This is a genomic window from Sinorhizobium alkalisoli (assembly GCF_008932245.1).
Taxonomy (GTDB): domain Bacteria; phylum Pseudomonadota; class Alphaproteobacteria; order Rhizobiales; family Rhizobiaceae; genus Sinorhizobium; species Sinorhizobium alkalisoli.
The window spans coordinates 47,418-64,262 of sequence record NZ_CP034911.1; the positions used below are offsets into that span (position 1 = coordinate 47,418).

21 protein-coding genes and 1 pseudogene are annotated in these 16,845 nt (G+C 56.8%); 13 read left to right on the forward strand and 9 right to left on the reverse strand.

Going from position 1 to position 16,845, the window contains the following annotated elements; translation table 11 throughout:
* Positions 1–148: 148 nt before the first annotated feature.
* The 4 genes and pseudogenes from EKH55_RS29910 to EKH55_RS29920 all read right to left on the reverse strand — a co-directional run bounded on the left by EKH55_RS29910 (position 149) and on the right by EKH55_RS29920 (position 2,003).
* Positions 149–904: an ABC transporter substrate-binding protein gene (locus tag EKH55_RS29910; protein ID WP_245314591.1), complete on the reverse strand. Its 756-nt coding sequence runs from the start codon at positions 902–904 to the stop codon at positions 149–151.
* 234 nt (positions 905–1,138) lie between these two features.
* Positions 1,139–1,375: an ABC transporter substrate-binding protein gene (locus EKH55_RS30085; protein WP_269808426.1), complete on the reverse strand. Its 237-nt coding sequence runs from the start codon at positions 1,373–1,375 to the stop codon at positions 1,139–1,141.
* A gap of 122 nt (positions 1,376–1,497) precedes the next feature.
* Positions 1,498–1,875, reverse strand: a pseudogene (locus EKH55_RS30205) (ABC transporter substrate-binding protein); the annotation flags it as partial.
* Positions 1,761–2,003 (reverse strand): hypothetical protein, encoded by a 243-nt coding sequence (locus EKH55_RS29920; RefSeq protein ID WP_245314582.1) that lies wholly within the window; start codon positions 2,001–2,003, stop codon positions 1,761–1,763. The gene EKH55_RS29920 and the pseudogene EKH55_RS30205, both read right to left, overlap by 115 nt.
* A 248-nt stretch (positions 2,004–2,251) precedes the next feature.
* Here EKH55_RS29920 and EKH55_RS27270 point away from each other — a divergent pair, with 248 nt between their 5' ends.
* Complete coding sequence (locus EKH55_RS27270) at positions 2,252–2,716, forward strand: recombinase zinc ribbon domain-containing protein (protein WP_245314584.1); 465 nt, start codon at positions 2,252–2,254, stop codon at positions 2,714–2,716.
* On the opposite strand, the gene EKH55_RS30400 is transcribed toward EKH55_RS27270, so the two are convergent.
* From EKH55_RS30400 to EKH55_RS27285, 3 genes are all read right to left on the reverse strand, one after another.
* Entirely contained in the window at positions 2,620–2,997 is a 378-nt protein-coding gene (locus EKH55_RS30400; RefSeq protein ID WP_106407804.1) for a transposase, read from the reverse strand. The two genes, EKH55_RS27270 and EKH55_RS30400, sit on opposite strands and share 97 nt — an antisense overlap.
* 72 nt (positions 2,998–3,069) lie before the next feature.
* Positions 3,070–4,851: an HrpF/NolX family T3SS translocon protein gene (locus tag EKH55_RS27280; protein WP_069457989.1), complete on the reverse strand. Its 1,782-nt coding sequence runs from the start codon at positions 4,849–4,851 to the stop codon at positions 3,070–3,072.
* Positions 4,852–5,144: 293 nt separating this feature from the next.
* Positions 5,145–5,849, reverse strand: coding sequence for a nodulation protein NolW (locus EKH55_RS27285; RefSeq protein ID WP_106407805.1), 705 nt, complete (start codon positions 5,847–5,849; stop codon positions 5,145–5,147).
* A 186-nt stretch (positions 5,850–6,035) separates the two neighbouring features.
* Here EKH55_RS27285 and EKH55_RS27290 point away from each other — a divergent pair, with 186 nt between their 5' ends.
* Positions 6,036–6,527: a nodulation protein NolB gene (locus tag EKH55_RS27290; protein ID WP_269808427.1), complete on the forward strand. Its 492-nt coding sequence runs from the start codon at positions 6,036–6,038 to the stop codon at positions 6,525–6,527.
* Between the two features lie 9 nt (positions 6,528–6,536).
* Complete coding sequence (sctJ, locus tag EKH55_RS27295; protein ID WP_069457990.1) at positions 6,537–7,394, forward strand: type III secretion system inner membrane ring lipoprotein SctJ; 858 nt, start codon at positions 6,537–6,539, stop codon at positions 7,392–7,394.
* Positions 7,395–7,721: 327 nt separating this feature from the next.
* Here sctJ and EKH55_RS30210 read toward each other — a convergent pair whose 3' ends face one another.
* Entirely contained in the window at positions 7,722–8,012 is a 291-nt protein-coding gene (locus EKH55_RS30210) for a hypothetical protein (RefSeq protein ID WP_069457992.1), read from the reverse strand.
* Between the two features lie 23 nt (positions 8,013–8,035).
* Between EKH55_RS30210 and sctL the strand changes: the two genes are divergently transcribed.
* The 8 genes from sctL to EKH55_RS27340 are packed head-to-tail and all read left to right on the forward strand — an operon-like array spanning position 8,036 to position 14,422.
* A complete protein-coding gene (gene sctL / locus EKH55_RS27305) occupies positions 8,036–8,659 on the forward strand; it encodes a type III secretion system stator protein SctL (protein WP_069457993.1) in 624 nt (207 codons plus the stop codon).
* Positions 8,659–10,014, forward strand: coding sequence for a type III secretion system ATPase SctN (gene sctN, locus EKH55_RS27310; protein WP_069457994.1), 1,356 nt, complete (start codon positions 8,659–8,661; stop codon positions 10,012–10,014). The genes sctL and sctN overlap by 1 nt, the downstream gene beginning before the upstream one ends.
* The gene (locus EKH55_RS27315) at positions 9,990–10,526 is read left to right on the forward strand and encodes a hypothetical protein (protein ID WP_069457995.1); all 537 of its coding nucleotides are present in this window, start codon (positions 9,990–9,992) and stop codon (positions 10,524–10,526) included. Before sctN ends, EKH55_RS27315 begins: the two co-directional genes overlap by 25 nt.
* 43 nt (positions 10,527–10,569) lie before the next feature.
* Positions 10,570–11,631, forward strand: a complete 1,062-nt coding sequence (sctQ, locus tag EKH55_RS27320; RefSeq protein WP_069457996.1) for a type III secretion system cytoplasmic ring protein SctQ — start codon at positions 10,570–10,572, stop codon at positions 11,629–11,631.
* Positions 11,624–12,289, forward strand: a complete 666-nt coding sequence (sctR, locus tag EKH55_RS27325; RefSeq protein WP_069457997.1) for a type III secretion system export apparatus subunit SctR — start codon at positions 11,624–11,626, stop codon at positions 12,287–12,289. The genes sctQ and sctR overlap by 8 nt, the downstream gene beginning before the upstream one ends.
* Before the next feature lie 29 nt (positions 12,290–12,318).
* The gene (locus EKH55_RS27330; protein ID WP_083265289.1) at positions 12,319–12,573 is read left to right on the forward strand and encodes an EscS/YscS/HrcS family type III secretion system export apparatus protein; all 255 of its coding nucleotides are present in this window, start codon (positions 12,319–12,321) and stop codon (positions 12,571–12,573) included.
* Positions 12,570–13,388: a type III secretion system export apparatus subunit SctT gene (sctT, locus tag EKH55_RS27335; protein WP_069457998.1), complete on the forward strand. Its 819-nt coding sequence runs from the start codon at positions 12,570–12,572 to the stop codon at positions 13,386–13,388. The genes EKH55_RS27330 and sctT overlap by 4 nt, the downstream gene beginning before the upstream one ends.
* Entirely contained in the window at positions 13,385–14,422 is a 1,038-nt protein-coding gene (locus EKH55_RS27340) for an EscU/YscU/HrcU family type III secretion system export apparatus switch protein (protein ID WP_069457999.1), read from the forward strand. Before sctT ends, EKH55_RS27340 begins: the two co-directional genes overlap by 4 nt.
* 98 nt (positions 14,423–14,520) lie before the next feature.
* On the opposite strand, the gene EKH55_RS29555 is transcribed toward EKH55_RS27340, so the two are convergent.
* On the reverse strand, positions 14,521–14,661 hold the full coding sequence (locus EKH55_RS29555; RefSeq protein WP_165614708.1) for a hypothetical protein: 141 nt from the start codon (positions 14,659–14,661) through the stop codon (positions 14,521–14,523).
* Positions 14,662–15,873: 1,212 nt separating this feature from the next.
* On the opposite strand from EKH55_RS29555, the gene EKH55_RS30095 reads away from it, so the two are divergent.
* Together EKH55_RS30095 and EKH55_RS27350 are read left to right on the forward strand one after the other, a co-directional pair.
* Positions 15,874–16,263, forward strand: a complete 390-nt coding sequence (locus tag EKH55_RS30095; protein ID WP_269808428.1) for a hypothetical protein — start codon at positions 15,874–15,876, stop codon at positions 16,261–16,263.
* Between the two features lie 52 nt (positions 16,264–16,315).
* Complete coding sequence (locus tag EKH55_RS27350) at positions 16,316–16,639, forward strand: hypothetical protein (protein ID WP_131820479.1); 324 nt, start codon at positions 16,316–16,318, stop codon at positions 16,637–16,639.
* The last annotated feature ends 206 nt before the right edge of the window (positions 16,640–16,845 follow it).

The following is a 16,845-nucleotide window of genomic DNA, read 5'->3' on the forward strand; positions in this document are numbered from 1 at the left end:
CCAGAAGCTGACCTTTACCGGTTTGAGGAAGATATCGCCGCAGGCCGGCCCGGAGAACCTGCCCATCTCCCTGCCTCCCGCGAGCGAGAAAGCGCCAGCTGTCTTCCCGCATAGTCACGCGACGTCTTGGTCGCGCGCCGGCAAACTCTCAGCCGCCATTCTTCTTTGCGTTTTGCTTTCCTCGTGCAGCGAAGACGTGCTGACGGCCCTGGACCAGCTCATGACTGGCAGCGCTCTTCCACCACCACACGCCGGGAAAGCAGAGCCCGTATTTTGGAAGCTCTTGCGGCCGGGCCAGCTTGTCCCAATAGGCGATCTGGGCGGTCAGATTGGAATAGAGTGGAATGACGTAATTGTGGGCGAGCAGCACGCGGTCGAGCGCCTTCGTGGCGGCAAACAGCGTTCCGCGACCCTTCGTGAAGATCACGCGCTGGATCAAGGCGTCGACGCCAGGATCGGAAATGCCGGCATAATTCCTGGAGCCATCGCGCGTGGCGGCTGCCGAGCCCCAGTAATCCGCCTGTTCGTTTCCAGGGGTCAAGGTCTGACCCCAGACTTCCCAGGTCATGTCGTAGTCGAAGGCGTTAGTGCGTTTCGTGTATTGCAACGGCTCGGCGAGAGTTACGCGCACCTCGATGCCAATGCTTTGGAGGTTTCGGACATAGGGCAGTACCACGGTCTTCTGAGCGCGATTGTTCAACATGATCTCGATGGTAAATGGCGTGCCGGTCGTCGTATCGACCATCCGGTTACCTTTGATCTCGAACCCAGCCTGCTTCAGTAGCGCGGTCGCCTTGCGCAGGTTTCGTACGCCTCTTGGGAGGTGGTACTGATGGAGTTCCTGAAAGGGGTGGTGAACACTTCCGGCGGCACGAGATCCTTGACCTCGTTTAGGATCTCCAATTCCTTGCCTTCCGGCAGTCCGGAAGAAGCTAGGTTCGTACCGAAGAAGAAGCTATTGATCCGCTGATAATGAGTGGCGGAGCTCTTCGCCTGCTCGAACTCGACGGCCTGGAAATCGAAGGCATAGTTCAAGGCCTCGCGCACTTTCTTGCCGTCAAAAGATTGCGGCGCATGTTCGGAACCAAGGCCTGCATGTTGCCCATCGCCCGGAAGGGATTGGGGATTTCCTCGCGCTTCACCCGTCGTATCCGATTGCGCGCATGCCCTGGTCTTCGAGCCAGAAATGGGCATCGCCGGAACGGAAGGCGTCGAACTCGACGTCGCGATCGCCAAAAAAGGAATAGGTGATCGAATCGAAATTGTTCTGCCCGACATTGACGTTGAGCGCGGCGCCCCAGTAATCGGACCGGCGTTCATAATGGATGGTTCCGCCGGGGGAGAACGATGCAATGCGGTAGGGACCCGACCCCATGACCGGTTCAGGTGTCGTTCGCGAAATGTCGCGCGGCGCGGCTTGCCGTCCGGTCCGGTACCTTCCCACCTGTGCTTCGGCAAAATCAGGATCTGCCCGAGAATATACGGGAGTTCGTGGTTGCCCTTCTCGTCGAAGTGGGACGTGACGTCCCTGTCCCCCGTCTTCTCCGCCTTCACGACATGCCGATAGTCGCTCTGATAGAGTGGGTTCAGTTTCTTCGCCTTATCGAAGCTAAAGACGACGTCTTCCGGCGTCACCGGCTTGTCGTCGGCCCATTTCGCTTCCTGCCTCCGCCGGAACGTGGCTGAGGAGATGTCGTCCGGGAAGGAAACGCCTTCGGCCAGAAGGCCGTAGGCTGTCGAAATCTCGTCCTCTGACTGTTTCAGAGCGTGCCGAAGACGAGCGTCAAGCCGGCGGCCGTTTCGCCCTTCTCCAGCTGGGGGTTGAACGTGTCGAAGGTGCCCGTCTGGGAAAGCCTGAGGTCTCCGCCCTTCGATGCCTCGGGATTCACATAGTCGAAGTGGTCAAAGTCCGGCGCGTACCTGAGATCGTCGACGAGCGACAGTCCATAGTGCCAGACCGGCTGCTCTTGAGCCTCCGCCGTTGCCGCCAGAATGTCCAGCATCCCGTCTTTTCTCCTTGTATTATTTACCGCTTAGCCGCCACTTGTTTTGTGGGGCGGCCTTCGTCCTGCAGCAAAAATAGTGGCACCTGATTGCCAGTTAGGCGGCGCCTGTTCGTCGCTGGATATGCATTTCAGCGCCGATCGTTCTTAAGTATGGGAAATTCACACTCTCAAAAAATCGATTTTTCAAATTGTGTTCATTGAGGCTATGGATGTACTGAACTTGTGACTGACAGGGTCGGGGCTGTATGTCGAGCAAGAGCTCGCCCCATCGCTGTACCTATGGCCGACGACAGTTCCGACGCACCTTCGACGGCAAGAGGATTCTGCGCGCGCGCGATATTGATGACTGGCCGGCCTGCATTCCCGATGCTCATCCCGGCTATATCAGCTGGGAGCGACATCAAGAGAACCTGAAGGTCCTCAAGGCGAATGGCCGTGGATTTGAAGCCGCACGAGCTTCAATCCCAAGAGAGGGGCCGGCACTGCTGCAAGGCCGGGCTGTGTGTGGGCAATGCGGCAGCCACCTCGGGGTTCGCTATGCGGCCCGGCGTGGCCGGCAGGAAGCCTGGTACATCTGTAACCGTGCCCGCATCTATCGTGGGGAGCCCATGTGTCAGTCGATCGCCGCGCCTCCCGTCGATGAAGCCATCGGCATGCTGATTGCTGAGCAAATGACGCCGGCGGCCGTCGAACCTGCGATTGAAGTATGAAGAGGCAGACCGGTTGCGCCAGACGGGATCAGGCCGACCGCACCGCCGCGCATCACCCGCTGCAAGTGCGCCTCGTCGACGTCCGCACCGGCACGCACGACGGCATCGCCAATGACGACCTCGACAACGCGTTCCTTAATTGCCGCAGATCTCGGCTGCTGTTCTTTCACCAGAGCAGAGCTTTGCTCACCATCTCCACTAAGCTCCCGTCTCCATCGAAAGAGCTGCGAAGGCAGAATACCGATCCGTCGAGCAACCGCCGAAATGTTCGCTCCCGGCATGGACGCCTCCTCGACGCCCGCAATGTCGGCCCCGGAACCGCCCTGACTGGCAACGTCCGCGGCTTGCACAACTCAGGCCGCAAGCCGTTCTTGCAGGTTGTTTAGATAATCTTCTGCGTAGGTTTGCGCCATCGTAATCGGCAGATTGATCCCGGCAGTGGCCGCCTCTTCCAGTGCCTTCTTTACGAGCCCATTGCGAATTGCCAGCTTGACCTCGGGGCCTGCGACCAGGCTGAGCGCCTGCGCTCTAATACTGATGCCAGCTTGTTGCAGCGCCTGCTTCATATTGCCTCCGGTAATGGCTGTACGGAGAAGATTTGCCGCTTGCGCTTCGCACGCAAGAGCCATTGAAGCCGCGTCGGCCACTTGGCCTAAGACAGGAACGAAGCTCAACAAACCCACCGCGGTCGCAGCCCAATCGAGCACCGGCGAGACCACCTTGAGCACATCGCCGACTGCGTGGATAAAGGCTCCGCCGTTTTTCTTGGGCGTTTTCGCATTAGGCTGGTCAGTCCGACCCATCATCATATCTGAGACGGCGTCCTGTTGTGCAGCGGTTTGGGGAGCATGAGCCTTCCGCTGCTGAACGGTGCGGTTCGCTGACGACATGCTCTCGCAAAAATGGGCAAAGTCCTTTTTGCTAATGTCACCGGAATCCACCGTGTGTCCGCCGCCGAAGTCGAAGAACGAATTATGGGTCTCATAGCCCGTAATCGTATTGTTTAGCAGACCAAATAACAGAGGATCTGAGAGTAGTTGCGAGGCTGCTTTCCGCACTTTCGGATCACAGCGCTTATCCTCTGCCATGCTCGCGAGCTTGTCACGAGTGAGATCACCACTTCCAAAGAAGGCGTCCTGATTGCCTTTTATCGATTCAATTGTGTCCAGTTCGGTTTGCGTGAGACTCATTGACGATGAAGCAACCTGCAGAAAATCCTCTTTGTGAACCTGGTCTATCGCACCACCGTATAACTGTTTCCATTCGTCCGGGCGCTGGACGAAGTACTGAGCCGCCGCAATGACCTGAGGCGGACATTTGCCCGTTTTCGCTTCGCCTTCGACGATCCGCTCGAACTCAGCGATACTGAGGTTCTTGGGCAGGTTTTCAGAGTACCGGTAAAGCTCGCGTAACGCATCGTTCCGTGTCATGACCGACGGATGGGGATTCCCAGTGCTGTCGGATGGAATGTAATTCTGCGTATAGCTTTGCGCCTGGTTCTCCAGAAATGCAGTAATTTGTGGATGGTGGCCACAGAATGCCGACAAGTCTCGAGCCGTAAATTTGCCGCCGCAGCGGCCATCACCCTGCGAGCCGATAGCATAAAAGAGCTCTGGATCCTGCTGCAATCCCTCGATAGACGCTTTCAGATCCGGCGGCGTTGAGGGATCATTCGCTTTGTCTCCCAGCGATTCCCACTTGAGCGGACATTGGTCCTTATGACGGTTTAGCACTGCTACAATCTGTAACTCGACTGAGGTGAGCGAGCCGCCGTTCCACTTGATTCTCTCGCTTTCTACGGGCGTCGTTGCGACCGAAGGAGATTCGATCGACGAAGTTTCCGGGCGCTGACCCATTGATTCTAGTGCCGCCTTCATATGTGGCGGCAGCAGGTCCAATGGGGTCAATTCCTCCAATGACGACCCGGCACTCGGCGGCGGCGATTCCGACGCATGCTGGCACAACCGTTCCAAAGGCAATGCGAGGCTCCGGAGCGCGAACTGACCGGTCCTGTCTTCAGACCGGCAAATGGAAAGCATCGCATCGAAGTTCTGCTGCGTCTTACCGAGCGCGGACACTGGACCATACCAACCCCGTGCGGACTGCGAAAAAACCTTGGCGATATTGTTTGACATTGTGGCTCCTCGGACGAGAATTGCAATCCCCCTGGGAGATGCAAGATTAGTTCACGAACGTTGGCAAATCCGAGCATTGACGAGGTCGCTGCATTTCCACCGCTCCGCGCTTAGTTGCCCCGCTAGTTTATGGCTCTCAGGTTCATTCTGGCACTCAATGGCCAGTGATTGTTGGAGATCCTGAATTGGATCATGAGCGGTTCAGCTTTCGAGAACCTGACGAACCCATGCGAATTCACTTAGGACCGCTGTCGGTTACGTTTTCTCCAGAAACCGCGGCATATCCATCGATGTCATTTCCGGTTAAGCTCAGGCTTCTCGGCAACACCATCCTGTTGCGGCACGTCAGAAGAATAAGCCGCTTCGGGTCGTCCACCGCGCACGACCATGGTCGAGGAGCCCCGAAACAATAACAGCAAGGATTCCTCACTCGGTGCCGGCGCGACATGAGGCTGCGCTTGCGCCTCCGCAAGGAGGCCGTTGAACGTCTGCTCCACGAGCGCGAGGAAGCGCGGTGGACCAGAAACCAAAACGAGGTCACTTCCCGCCGCGGATTTCACGACATAGCGGTCATCGGAGATGCCGAGCTCATCGAGAGCCGCCTTGAACGCATCGAAGCGAATCGGGGTCAATACAAACATCTTAGATTGCGCTTCTTTGGCGGCAGATACATAGAGTACAAGCCCATCATAGTACCATTGTAGATCGTACAGCTTACTCAAGCGATCGAGGAACTCCCGCGGTGGCAAATCGGGCATACGTCCGCGAATCCGTCCCCTCACCTCGGCGCTGATGCTGACCCTGATATTCAGGTTGTTTCCGAATTGCTGCAGCGCGGCAGCGACATCCTGATCCAAGACCGTATACCTATAGGGTGTAGAGGGGAGCGATAGAGGGGCGCCGACGGCTGTATGTATTCCGGCCGAGAGAAAAATCCCGACGCAGAGAACTCTCGTCAAGTTGTGTAGGATCGTGGATAGAATGAACGATGTGGACATCTCGTCCTGATAACCGAACGGCCGAAACTCTCACAAGTACAAAAGTCGCTAAGTTGAGTTTTTAGATAAATGACGCGCTCTCGTCAGCTTGCAGTCAGCTCACCTCTCTAGGTACAGGCGCAACAGCCGGTGATCGCCGGCTAGACGCAAACCACGCGAGACGCAAAGCAATCGAGTCGTTGCATTATGCTGCCTGTTAACTCAATCTCTGCCAGTCTGGTTGACTTTGTTCCCAAGGTTGCTTCCCCCTCATTGGGAGAGCAGGCTCAGTTTGAGCGGGCACTAGCGCAGGCGGCCGCCTCTACGAAGAACGATACCGGATTGTCGCCACCAACGGCGGCGCCAGTTCCTCCGCAGCTGGATGTCCAACGCGCGACTCCACAGCCAAGCTCGCGCGGCGACCGCGTGCTCCAAACGCTTTCTTCCATGTACCGCGAGCAGACGGTTGGTTCTGCCGCGCTTGACCATCAGGTAGACCTTGCAAAAAGCGCTCCACTCCGGGCGGTACAGAGGCTCCCTGTCGAAGGTGGGACACCGGCAAGATCGACGGGACCCGATTTCGGGTCGACGATGTCTAATCTACGGGATCTCTACAGTGGCGTCACTAAAGTTTCTCTAGTTTCTAAAGGTGTCAGCGGCATCACCTCATCTGTGAACACGCTAATAAAACAAGGATGAACCGCTCGTATGATTGGCTTAGCACTTGGCGAAATCCGGCATAGCCGCCTGTCGGGTCTTCGTTCGCTTCGTTTGGTCGTTCTGCCACTTCTCTTCGCCTTGAGTGGTTGCAAGACCGATCTGTATACGCAACTGCAGGAGCGCGAGGCGAATGAGATGCTCTCGCTTCTAATCGACAACGGGGTTGATGCGGTCCGGGTTGCCGCCAAGGATGGGACCAGCACGATCCAGGTCGACGAAAAGCTGCTTGCGTTGTCAATCAACCTCTTGAATGCCAAGGGGCTACCCCGCCAGTCGTTCAAAAACCTCGGGGATATTTTCAGCGGATCAGGCCTGATCGCCTCGCCGACCGAGGAGCGTGCTCGTTACATCTATGCCCTAAGCGAAGAGTTGTCGCGTACTATCAGCGACATCGACGGCGTCTTGTCAGTACGTGTTCATGTCGTTCTGCCGAATAACGATCTGTTAGGTTCGGATGGCACGCCATCCTCGTCCTCGGTCTTTATACGGCACGACGCCAAATCGAACCTCCCAGTTCTCCTGCCGAAGATAAAGATGTTGGTCGCCGACAGCATCGAGGGCCTGTCCTACGAAAAGGTGGAGGTGGTTTTGGTGCCAGTGGAACCGTCCGGACCTGAGTACCGGCGCGCTCCGGCGACTGTTTCAGCCCAAACATCCAACTCTTTTCCACCGCCACTTCTGCCAATCGTGATGGGTGTTGCCGCAGCTGCATTCGCAGCGGCGTGCTATCAATTAGTCGGTGGTCTAATGCGTCGGCGCAAGCAATCATCGGGCCAACTATCCAAGGTCGAAGGTTCCTCCGGGGCTTCCGCTGTCGAGGCCGTTCGCAAAAAGATCAGCGCATAGGTAATAATCCCAATGTCGATACCGATACAGGCTGCCGGACTCCATCGGTCCCTCCAACTGAATTCCATGTGGCTAAACGACCTTGCTGCTATGGCTCACCCGACTCGTCTTGCCGCTCGTCTTGACCCGGCGTTGTCCGCTGCGACGTTGGAACAGTTGCAGAAGCGTCCCAGGCTGCAGCCAAGACTGGCGGAGTTGCTGTTTGATAATGAATTGCATTCGGACGGAACCGGCCTTGGGCCAGATCTGCTCCGCGGACATGATCCGCGTCGGACTGCTATCCTTGCCGGCAGTATCTGGCATGCCCGTTCGCTGTTGAAGCTTGTCTCAAAGCCCCACCTGACTGCGCTTATTGACCATATCGGCGCTGATGCCCACGCGTTCGGAATTCGGCATCTGGCGCAGGCGATCGCAACCAGCTTGATCGCTGATCCGAACAGGCTCGCGCAGCAAATCGAACACGATGGACATGCCTGTCTTGGAGCTTGGCTCAATGACAGTTCCGCGCTTGAGCGTAGCCGTGTGCTTCTTCGATTGCCGGTCGGGACCGCTGCGGAGAATCCTTTGCCCGAACACAGTAAAGCCTCCGGGCAATTGTTTGCGCTTGTCCTCGCCCATCTTGATACGGAGAACCCGACGAAATGACGGGAGATTATTCCGCCAAGCTCGTCGCGCCGCAAATGCGCCCGGTTGGGCCACTGATCCCGGCGAGTGAGCTTGAAATCTGGCATATCGCCGCAAAAGCGCGTGACGCAGCACAACGGTATCAACAGCGGGTTCGGAGCTGGGCACGCGAGGCCTACGAGCGTGAGCGGGCGCTCGGCCATGCCGAGGGCTTGAATGCAGGGGCCGAGGAAATGGCTAGGATAATTGCGCAGGCAGCCTCCGATGTGGCGCGACGAAAGGCGGTCCTCGAGCAGGAATTGCCGCAGCTGGTGATAGAGATACTAAACGATCTTCTGGGCGCTTTCGATCCGGGCGAGCTGTTGGTGAAAGCTGTTCGTCACGAGATTGAGCGCAAATATACCGGCGCGGAAGTTTGCCTCCACGTGTGTCCCGCGCAAGTCGATATGCTCGCGCGCGAATTTGCGCGTTGCGATGGGCGGGAAGGTCGGCCGAGGGTGCGGGTCGATCCCGATCCGACTTTATCGCCCCAACAATGCGTGCTGTGGAGCGAGTACGGCAATGTAGATCTTGGACTTGATGCACAGATGCGCGCGCTACGCCTCGGCTTCAGGCCGTATTCTGAAGAAGGAGAACTGTAATCACGCCGCTATCACAGCATAAAAATCTCGCCGGCAAGCGGAGTCTCGTTTCTGCGATCTCATCTTTGAGGTCCACAGCAAAGCAGATCGACACGCGTGTCGTGCGCGGCCGGATCACGCGGGCTATCGGTACACTGGTCCATGCCGTCTTGCCAGACACTCGGATTGGGGAACTTTGTCTTCTGCACGATACGCGAACCGGCCTGTCGCTCGAAGCCGAGGTGATCGGCTTTTCGGACAATGGCGTGTTGCTCACGCCGATCGGTGACCTGGTAGGCCTGTCCAGCCGCTCAGAAGTCGTGTCCACTGGACGAATGCGTGAAGTGCCAGTCGGGCCCGATTTGCTTGGCCGTGTGATTGACAGCCGTTGCCGCCCACTTGACGGCAAGGGTGAAATCAAAACCGTCGAAACTCGACCGCTGCACGGCAGGGCGCCCAACCCAATGAACAGGCGCATGGTTGAGCTCCCATTCCCGCTCGGGGTTCGTGTTCTGGATGGTCTCCTCACATGCGGCGAGGGCCAGCGAATAGGGATTTATGGCGAGCCTGGCTGTGGCAAGTCGACGTTATTGTCGCAGATCGTAAAAGGTGCCGCCGCCGACGTTTTCGTAGTCGCGCTCATAGGCGAGCGTGGACGTGAAGTTCGTGAGTTCATCGAGCGTCATCTTGGAGAGGCGGGCCTCCGTCGTACGGTCGTTGTGGTTGAAACCTCCGACCGCTCGGCAGTGGAGAGGGCGCAATGTGCTCCTATGGCGACCGCGCTCGCGGAGTACTTTCGCGAACAAGGGCTACGCGTCGCCCTCATGTTGGACTCGCTGACGCGCTTCTGCCGCGCCATGCGCGAAATTGGCCTTGCTGCGGGCGAGCCACCGACCCGGAGGGGCTTTCCTCCCTCCGTGTTTGCCATGCTGCCAGGTCTCCTTGAACGTGCCGGTATGGGTGAGCACGGCTCAATCACGGCCTTTTATACTGTGCTTGTCGAAGGTGATGGCACAGGCGATCCGATCGCGGAGGAATCGCGGGGCATTCTCGATGGCCATGTCGTCCTCTCACGCGCTATCGCTGCGCGGTCGCATTTCCCAGCTATTGATGTGCTGCAGAGTCGCAGCCGAGTCATGGATGCGGTCGTTTCTGGGACACATCGCAAGGCAGCATCTATTTTCCGTGATCTCCTCTCGCGCTATGCCGAGTCCGAGTTTTTGATCAAAGTCGGCGAGTACAAGCAGGGCGGCGATCCGTTAACTGACCGAGCTGTCGCTTCGATTGGCGACCTGAGGGAATTTTTGTGTCAGAGCGAAGGCGAGGCGTCGGATTTTGAGGAAACGGTCGCATGGATGTCGCGTCTGACCGCGTGACTCGTGTTCACACTTCGAGGTTGCGGCTTCTTAAGGATATGCAAGAGCGTAGTGCCTTTAGAGAGCTGTCCGAGAAGCAAGCCCAACACGATATGGCCACCTTAGCCTTGCAGAATGCCTCCCAGGAGCTTGCAAACGCACAGCAACATTTTGCACGGGCCGAAGCGGCGCTCTACGAGGAGCTGATGTCCCTTGACAAATGGTCTAGCGCAGCACTCGACCATCACCACCTTCAAATTGAGCGGCTTGCCGCTGAGGTCTCTTCGAAACGTCAGATGCTCGACGATGCGCACATCGCTCAAAAAGAGGCCGAGGCAGTGTTATCTAAGATGAGAACCGTGTGGGTCAGACGTTCGGCCGCAAGCCACAAATGGCAACAAATCGAGGACGAAGTCAGGCGCGCCGTCGAAATACAGTCCGAGGCGGCAGGGGAGATAGAGGGCGACGATGAGATATCGCTTCGATATGGCAGGGTTTTGCTCGCCCAGATGTCGCGCGATCAGACCCGATGATGGGAGCTTCTCTGGAAACGCTATACCCCAGCCTTGAGTCGCCTTGGTAACCACAGTGGTCAGACCTGCTATATTCGAACCTGCGCTAACACTGTCCCACGTGGTCGTCTCGTGGCTCAATGATGTTGCCGCTTTCCGCAGCCCCTTTCAGAGCTGGATTAGCGAGAAGCCGCTGTCGGTGCGGATACAAGGGCTTATTTGGCAGCAGAAACCTTCTGCCATTCCGATGCTTGACTGTGTTTGGCGCTTGGGAACTGAAACGATCGTCTTATCGCTGTCACGAGGCCTTGTTGAGGCGCTTATCGCGACGGTGCAGAGCGGTCTTGCATTCCCTTCCGACCCAACTGCTTCGCTCATTCTCGAGCTTGCACTTGAGCCGCTTGTCGCTCGATTAGAGGATCAGACGCAGCTGGATGTGCAGCTCTTGAAGGTGCGTGAGGCTTTGACAAAGGCTCCTTGTCTGGAACTTGATATCGCCTTCGGCTCAGTCAATGGCAAGGGCCGTCTATTCCTGTTTTCTCCCCTTGATGGCTTGGTCCCGCCTGCATTCCACGCCTTAGGCGAACTGCTTGGCCAATTGCCCCGACAGCCGCGCGAGCACTTCCCAGAGCTACCGGTTGCAGTTGCAGGAAGAATCGGCACGCTTTCCGTTCCGGCAGTGGTTCTTCGCAAGGCATGTGTCGGTGATGCTCTGTTGCCAGACATATCGCCGTTCGGCCACGGCCAGATCACGCTATCCGCGGGCCAGCTATGGGCCTGTGCAGATATTGAAGGCGACGACCTCATCCTGCGGGGGCCCTTCCGCCCACTATCATCCCCCTTGGAGACTGTGCATATGACGACACAACCCGAATTACAGCAGGATCCCTCAGAAGCCGATCTCGATGATCTCGAGATCGTGCTTGTCTTTGAATGCGGCCGCTGGGCTATGCCTCTAGGCGAATTGAGGAGTGCGGGCGAAGGGCATGTTTTCGAACTTGGTCGGCCGATCGATGGTCCGGTCGACATATTGGCCAACGGGCGGCGTATCGGGCGTGGCGACATCGTGCAGATCGGAGATGAACTGGGCATTAGGCTGCGCGGCAGGTTGGCATGCAATGACTGAGATTCAACCAGCGATTCTGTCGCTTCTCGCGATTACAGCCGGAATCGGCCTGCTTGTTTTAGCGCTCGTCACAACCACGGCATTTATAAAAATCTCAGTTGTTCTCTTCCTGGTCCGCAATGCGCTGGGGACCCAGACAATCCCACCGAACATCGTACTTTACGCTGCGGCACTCATCCTAACAATTTTCATCAGCGCACCTGTAGTCGAACAGACCTATGATCGGATCACCGATCCAAAGCTCCGCTATCAAACGTTGGACGACTGGGTAAACGCCGCCAAAGAAGGGCGTGAACCCCTGCACGATTACCTTAAGAAGTTCACAAACGAAGAGCAGAGCCGTTTTTTTCTATCTTCGACGGAAAAAGTTTGGCCAGAGGAGATGCGCGACAGAACCACCCCGGAAGATTTTGCCGTTCTTGTACCGTCTTTTCTAATATCGGAACTCAAGCGTGCGTTCGAAATAGGCTTTCTTCTCTATCTTCCCTTCATCGTGATCGATCTTATCGTAACAACGATCTTGATGGCGATGGGCATGTCAATGGTATCTCCGACAGTCATATCAGTCCCGTTCAAGCTCTTTCTATTTGTCGCTATTGATGGTTGGTCGAGATTGATGCACGGACTTGTTTTGAGTTACGCCACACCTGGAGGTTGATCATTACTCAGTCCAGCATTTTTACTTTTATGAACCAGTCGTTGGTGGTTTTCATGATCTGGATTCTCCCACCGCTCATTGCATCAGTGATTGTTGGCCTGGTCGTTGGTATCATCCAGGCGGCAACGCAGATCCAGGATGAAAGCTTGCCACTCACCGTGAAGCTTTTGATCGTTGTGGCGGTAATTAGCCTGTTTGCCCCTGTTCTGAGCGCGCCGCTTCTAAGGCTGGCCTACCAGATCTTTGCGGAGTTTCCCACAATGACCCCAAGCTATCAGCCTTGATCGTGATTGCGTCCGAAATTCAATCCCTGATCCATGAGGCTATTGAGCTCGTCCTCGCAGCCGGCATAGGCGCGGCCCGCGCAATGGGCCTCATAATGATTCTTCCTGTATTTACACGGGCTCAAATAGGCGGGCTCATCCGCAGCTGCCTGGCTGTAGCCTTCACGCTCCCGTGTTTTGCACCCGTCAGTCACGGGTTACAGACGCTGGATCCTGAGACACGTCTGATTCAAGTAACACTACTGGGAGTTAAGGAGATCTTTGTCGGCTTGCTACTTGGCACTTTTCTTGGCATCCCGTTATGGAGCCTTCAGGCCGCCGGTGAGCTTATCGACAACCAACGCGGCATCAGCAGCCCATCAGCTTCGTCAGACCCCACAACGAACAGTCAGGCTTCCGCGATGGGAATTTTTCTCGGGATCACGGCACTGACGATCTTCGTGGCGTCGGGAGGCTTAGAAGGTGTGGTCAGTACCCTCTATGGAAGCTTTCAGATCTGGCCTGTGTATCGATTTCACCCCACGTTCACCGCGCAAGCAGCTATGGAGTTATTGAGGCTCCTGGATCACACAATGCTCACGACCTTGCTGGTCTCTGGACCCGTAGTGTCCTTCCTTCTGTTAGTTGACATATCAATGATGATATTGCGGCGCTTTGCGCCGCAGTTCAAGTCCAGCCAACTGTCACCAATGATCAAGAATCTCGGGTTTCCGATTATTATGATTGCCTACACTGCCTATCTCATCGAGGGGATCAGCCTGGAGATCACACAAGCGAATGGCGCGCTTGAGTGGATGGACAAGCTGCTGAAATGAGTGACACGAGTGAAGAGAAGACACACGCCGCCACCCCGCACAAGCTAAACGAAGCGCGCAAAAAAGGGCAGATTGCGCACAGTTCCGATTTCGTCCGTGCGGTCGCCACTTGCGCTGGGTTCGGCTACCTTTGGCTGAGAGGGAGCGTCGTACAAGACAAATGCCAGGAAGCGCTACTAGTAGTCGACAATCTGCAGAATCTGCCCTTCAATCTAGCGGTCCGGCAGGCACTGGTCCTGCTGATCGAACTCACATTCGAGACGGTTGGACCACTGCTTGGAACTCTCGTCGCCGCGGTGATTTTGGCCGGGCTAATAGCCAATGGTGGATTTGTCTTCTCACTGGAGCCGATCAAGCCCAACCTCGAGAAAATTGACCCGTTTGAAGGGCTTAAGCGCATGGCCTCTGCACGTTCTGCTGTGGAAGCCGGCAAGACGCAGTTTAAAGTGATGGTCCTGAGCGCGAGCTTTCTCCTCTTCCTTCTCGGAACGTGGAAAACGATGGTCTATTTGCCTATCTGCGGCATCGGCTGTATCGGTCTCGTTTTTACGCAGGTGAAGCTGCTGAGCGCGATTGGCGCCGCTGCACTTTTGGTCGGCGGACTTATCGATCTGCTGTTGCAGCGTGCTTTGTTTCTGCGAGAAATGCGCATGACAAAGAGCGAAGTGGCGCGCCAGCTCAAGGAACAGGAAGGCACGCCGGAGCTGAAGAGTGAACGACGTCGCCTACGCGAGGAGTCCGCGCACGACCCTCCCCTTGGCGTGCACCGGGCCACGTTGGTGGTGAGGGGGAAGGGCATACTCGTTGGTCTGCGTTACGTTCGCGGCGAGAGCGGCGTACCCGTCTTGGTTTGCCGCGCCGCGGGCGAGGCTGCTTCAGAATTGTTGAATGAAGCGCGGGCGCTACGTGTCTATGTTGTCGATGATCATGTGCTTGCGCATCAGCTCATCAGCACAACGAAGCTGAGCGACGCCGTTCCTGCGCAATGTTTCGAGTCTGTCGCCAAAGCACTCTTTGCCGCAGGCGTGGTATAGATGTGACCACCGCCTTGGCCGGCCAATGTCGGCCGCATGATTTCGCCGCGATACGCCGCGCGATGGGCCGATCCTAGTCTTGCAAGGCGCGACCGTATCTACAGCCGCGCCCAGCCGCGCATGCCGTCAAGATCGAAAAAGGCCTTTGCAATGTTGCGCGCTTCAACGGTCCGGTCCTTCTCGACGTGATCGAGCGGTGCCCTCCAGAGGACGTCGGCGGTCCGTGGGGATCCGAGCAATCCCTGTGGCCCTTGCCGACAGCAACCATGAACTGCACGACGAATTGGTCACACTACGATCCCACCGTGAGCGCGACGAACAGCCCACCTTTTCTTTGCTGATTGCGACCGCGAGATAAGCTTCCTCCTCCATCAACAGACGAAAGCCGTGGGATGCTCGTCGCGCACACATCCCATCAAAGTCCATGTTGCGAAACTCAGCGACAACGGCGACTCAATAGCCGCAAAATGGAAACGCCGATCACGCAAGAGAACTCGAGCCTGCGTCCCTCGGCGAATGCTTACAGTCTGGCCGTCACCCTCGCTGGCTGTGGATACGAACGAAATTCAAGGGAACGCTCTCGCTCAAGCGGCTCGTCAATCTCGCGCGCGTGCAGATCGAGACAGCGACATCTACGAGCTCTATTGCGCCACGTAGGACCTTGGTACCGCCTTCCTCGTGCGGGCGCAGACGAACAGGCTGCCCGAGTGTCGCCCCAAGATCCTGGCCTTCGCGCCTTCGCCCAGCTTGCCGCGGCGCTCTTGGACGGGATGTCATCGCAGTTGATCACAACGACCCGACTTGGCTGCAGGTGAAGTGCTATCAAAACCTTGACCGGTTTGCACGACATCGCTTTCGGCATCTCTATTGGATCAAGCTCGACGATGTGGGTCAATCGGCAGCCCTGCCGGATGGATGACCGTGCATCCGGACAACGCCTTCGTCAGCCAGTAGTCAGCCAAGTCGTCTATCTAGGGCTGCCGCGCCAAGCAACCTAAACTCACGTCAAAACACAGGAGCGAATCGTCATGTATGGTCGAATTGGTGACTCTTCTGATATCCAATACACGCGTAGGGGGAGGCGGCAAACGGATGCAGGAAGCCAAGAGTTCGCGGCCACGTTTGCCCGGATGCACATAACCGCATCGGCTTCCAGCGGCGGCTCATCGTCAGCGGCTACGCAAGCTTACTCCCTCCAAGCCAACCCTCCGGTGGTGCAGATCGACAGATCTACTTTCAGGAGGGAGGCGAGGCAATTTCACGGCGCTGAGATCACGCGCATCGCAGACAATCCACAAGAGTATTCGGAATTCATATCATCACGCGCCAGACGCACTGCGGACGTTGCTAGTCAATACGGCGTGAGTCGAGACTCGGAGCACGCGCGATATTACAGCTACCAACTGGGAGACCACTGTGTTGGACTGCTGAGAACAGAAGGCGGATTCAGCATGACTGAGTTCGAATCCGAAAGGTGGCGGGAACAATTTCCCGGTCGAACTGAGGTCACCTCTATAGTGGATCTTCAGGTAACTCATCCGCTCGTCGAGAATGCAGGCGATATTCTGCTGGAGCATCAACTTCGGAGGGACGGCGAACGACCGTTACTGAATTGGCGTGCGGCTAATCCAGAAGCACAAGCCCGCGCAGCGACGATGGGGTTTGTTGAAGTGGATGATGGCGACATGGTCCTTGACCCTACTCAGCATCCCGACAAGTGGACGAAGAACAGTGCCGGTGAATGGCAGCGTGTGGGCAAACCGCAGCAGTATCTCTGCAAAACTAAGGATAGCGGGAACACTGAACCAAGTTCAGACTCCTATGAGGATGACTTTATGTGATCGGACGCTCGTGGAGATAGCAGCGATGGCGGGCCGCTGATGGCTATGTGCCGTGTCCATTGTCATGTGCGGTGAGCGAAATGGCTCGACCGAAACGGCAACGCGCACCACGGGCGGCCCCGGCCGGCGCAGACTCAAGCGGAGCAGCTACCGCCTGAACATTGCAAGTGCTTTAGCGAGCGCCGCACCGAAGTCTGCAGCCATGTCAGAAACGTTAGGAGGAGACGCATCGGGCCTCCATCTATGTTTCTTCGACGTATTCGCCGGAAAGTTCGGCAGCTTCCCGGCCTGGCTGTGCGTGGCGGTCACTCCGATCGATCTCGTGGTGAAACTCGCGCCGCAGGCAGTGCAACTTCCAGAGCGTCCTCTGGCCTAAACCCGCTCAGGCGGGATGGGATGGGATATTGGCGATGAGATTTACGTGTGCATCTGAGCGATTGCACATGTCAGCCAAACCCTGGCCAACGAGCGCTGAACGACACCAGCCCGCAAAATGATAGGCACGGCATTTTCGCCGTTTCGGAGATGGAATATGACGGTCATTGGCCCACCTGGGAACTCGCGTATTAGGAATGCTGGGGC

Excerpts from the sequence above, each read along its gene's own strand:
- EKH55_RS30085 (WP_269808426.1), bottom strand. The coding sequence starts at position 1,375 with ATGGGGTCGGGTCCCTACCGCATTGCATCGTTCTCCCCCGGCGGAACC.
- EKH55_RS29920 (WP_245314582.1), bottom strand. The coding sequence starts at position 2,003 with ATGCTGGACATTCTGGCGGCAACGGCGGAGGCTCAAGAGCAGCCGGTC.
- EKH55_RS27270 (WP_245314584.1), top strand. The coding sequence starts at position 2,252 with ATGTCGAGCAAGAGCTCGCCCCATCGCTGTACCTATGGCCGACGACAG.
- EKH55_RS30400 (WP_106407804.1), bottom strand. The coding sequence starts at position 2,997 with ATGCCGGGAGCGAACATTTCGGCGGTTGCTCGACGGATCGGTATTCTG.
- EKH55_RS27280 (WP_069457989.1), bottom strand. The coding sequence starts at position 4,851 with ATGTCAAACAATATCGCCAAGGTTTTTTCGCAGTCCGCACGGGGTTGG.
- EKH55_RS27285 (WP_106407805.1), bottom strand. The coding sequence starts at position 5,849 with ATGTCCACATCGTTCATTCTATCCACGATCCTACACAACTTGACGAGA.
- EKH55_RS27290 (WP_269808427.1), top strand. The coding sequence starts at position 6,036 with ATGCTGCCTGTTAACTCAATCTCTGCCAGTCTGGTTGACTTTGTTCCC.
- sctJ (WP_069457990.1), top strand. The coding sequence starts at position 6,537 with ATGATTGGCTTAGCACTTGGCGAAATCCGGCATAGCCGCCTGTCGGGT.
- EKH55_RS30210 (WP_069457992.1), bottom strand. The coding sequence starts at position 8,012 with ATGGGCGAGGACAAGCGCAAACAATTGCCCGGAGGCTTTACTGTGTTC.
- sctL (WP_069457993.1), top strand. The coding sequence starts at position 8,036 with ATGACGGGAGATTATTCCGCCAAGCTCGTCGCGCCGCAAATGCGCCCG.
- EKH55_RS27315 (WP_069457995.1), top strand. The coding sequence starts at position 9,990 with ATGGATGTCGCGTCTGACCGCGTGACTCGTGTTCACACTTCGAGGTTG.
- sctR (WP_069457997.1), top strand. The coding sequence starts at position 11,624 with ATGACTGAGATTCAACCAGCGATTCTGTCGCTTCTCGCGATTACAGCC.
- EKH55_RS27330 (WP_083265289.1), top strand. The coding sequence starts at position 12,319 with ATGAACCAGTCGTTGGTGGTTTTCATGATCTGGATTCTCCCACCGCTC.
- EKH55_RS27340 (WP_069457999.1), top strand. The coding sequence starts at position 13,385 with ATGAGTGACACGAGTGAAGAGAAGACACACGCCGCCACCCCGCACAAG.
- EKH55_RS30095 (WP_269808428.1), top strand. The coding sequence starts at position 15,874 with ATGACTGAGTTCGAATCCGAAAGGTGGCGGGAACAATTTCCCGGTCGA.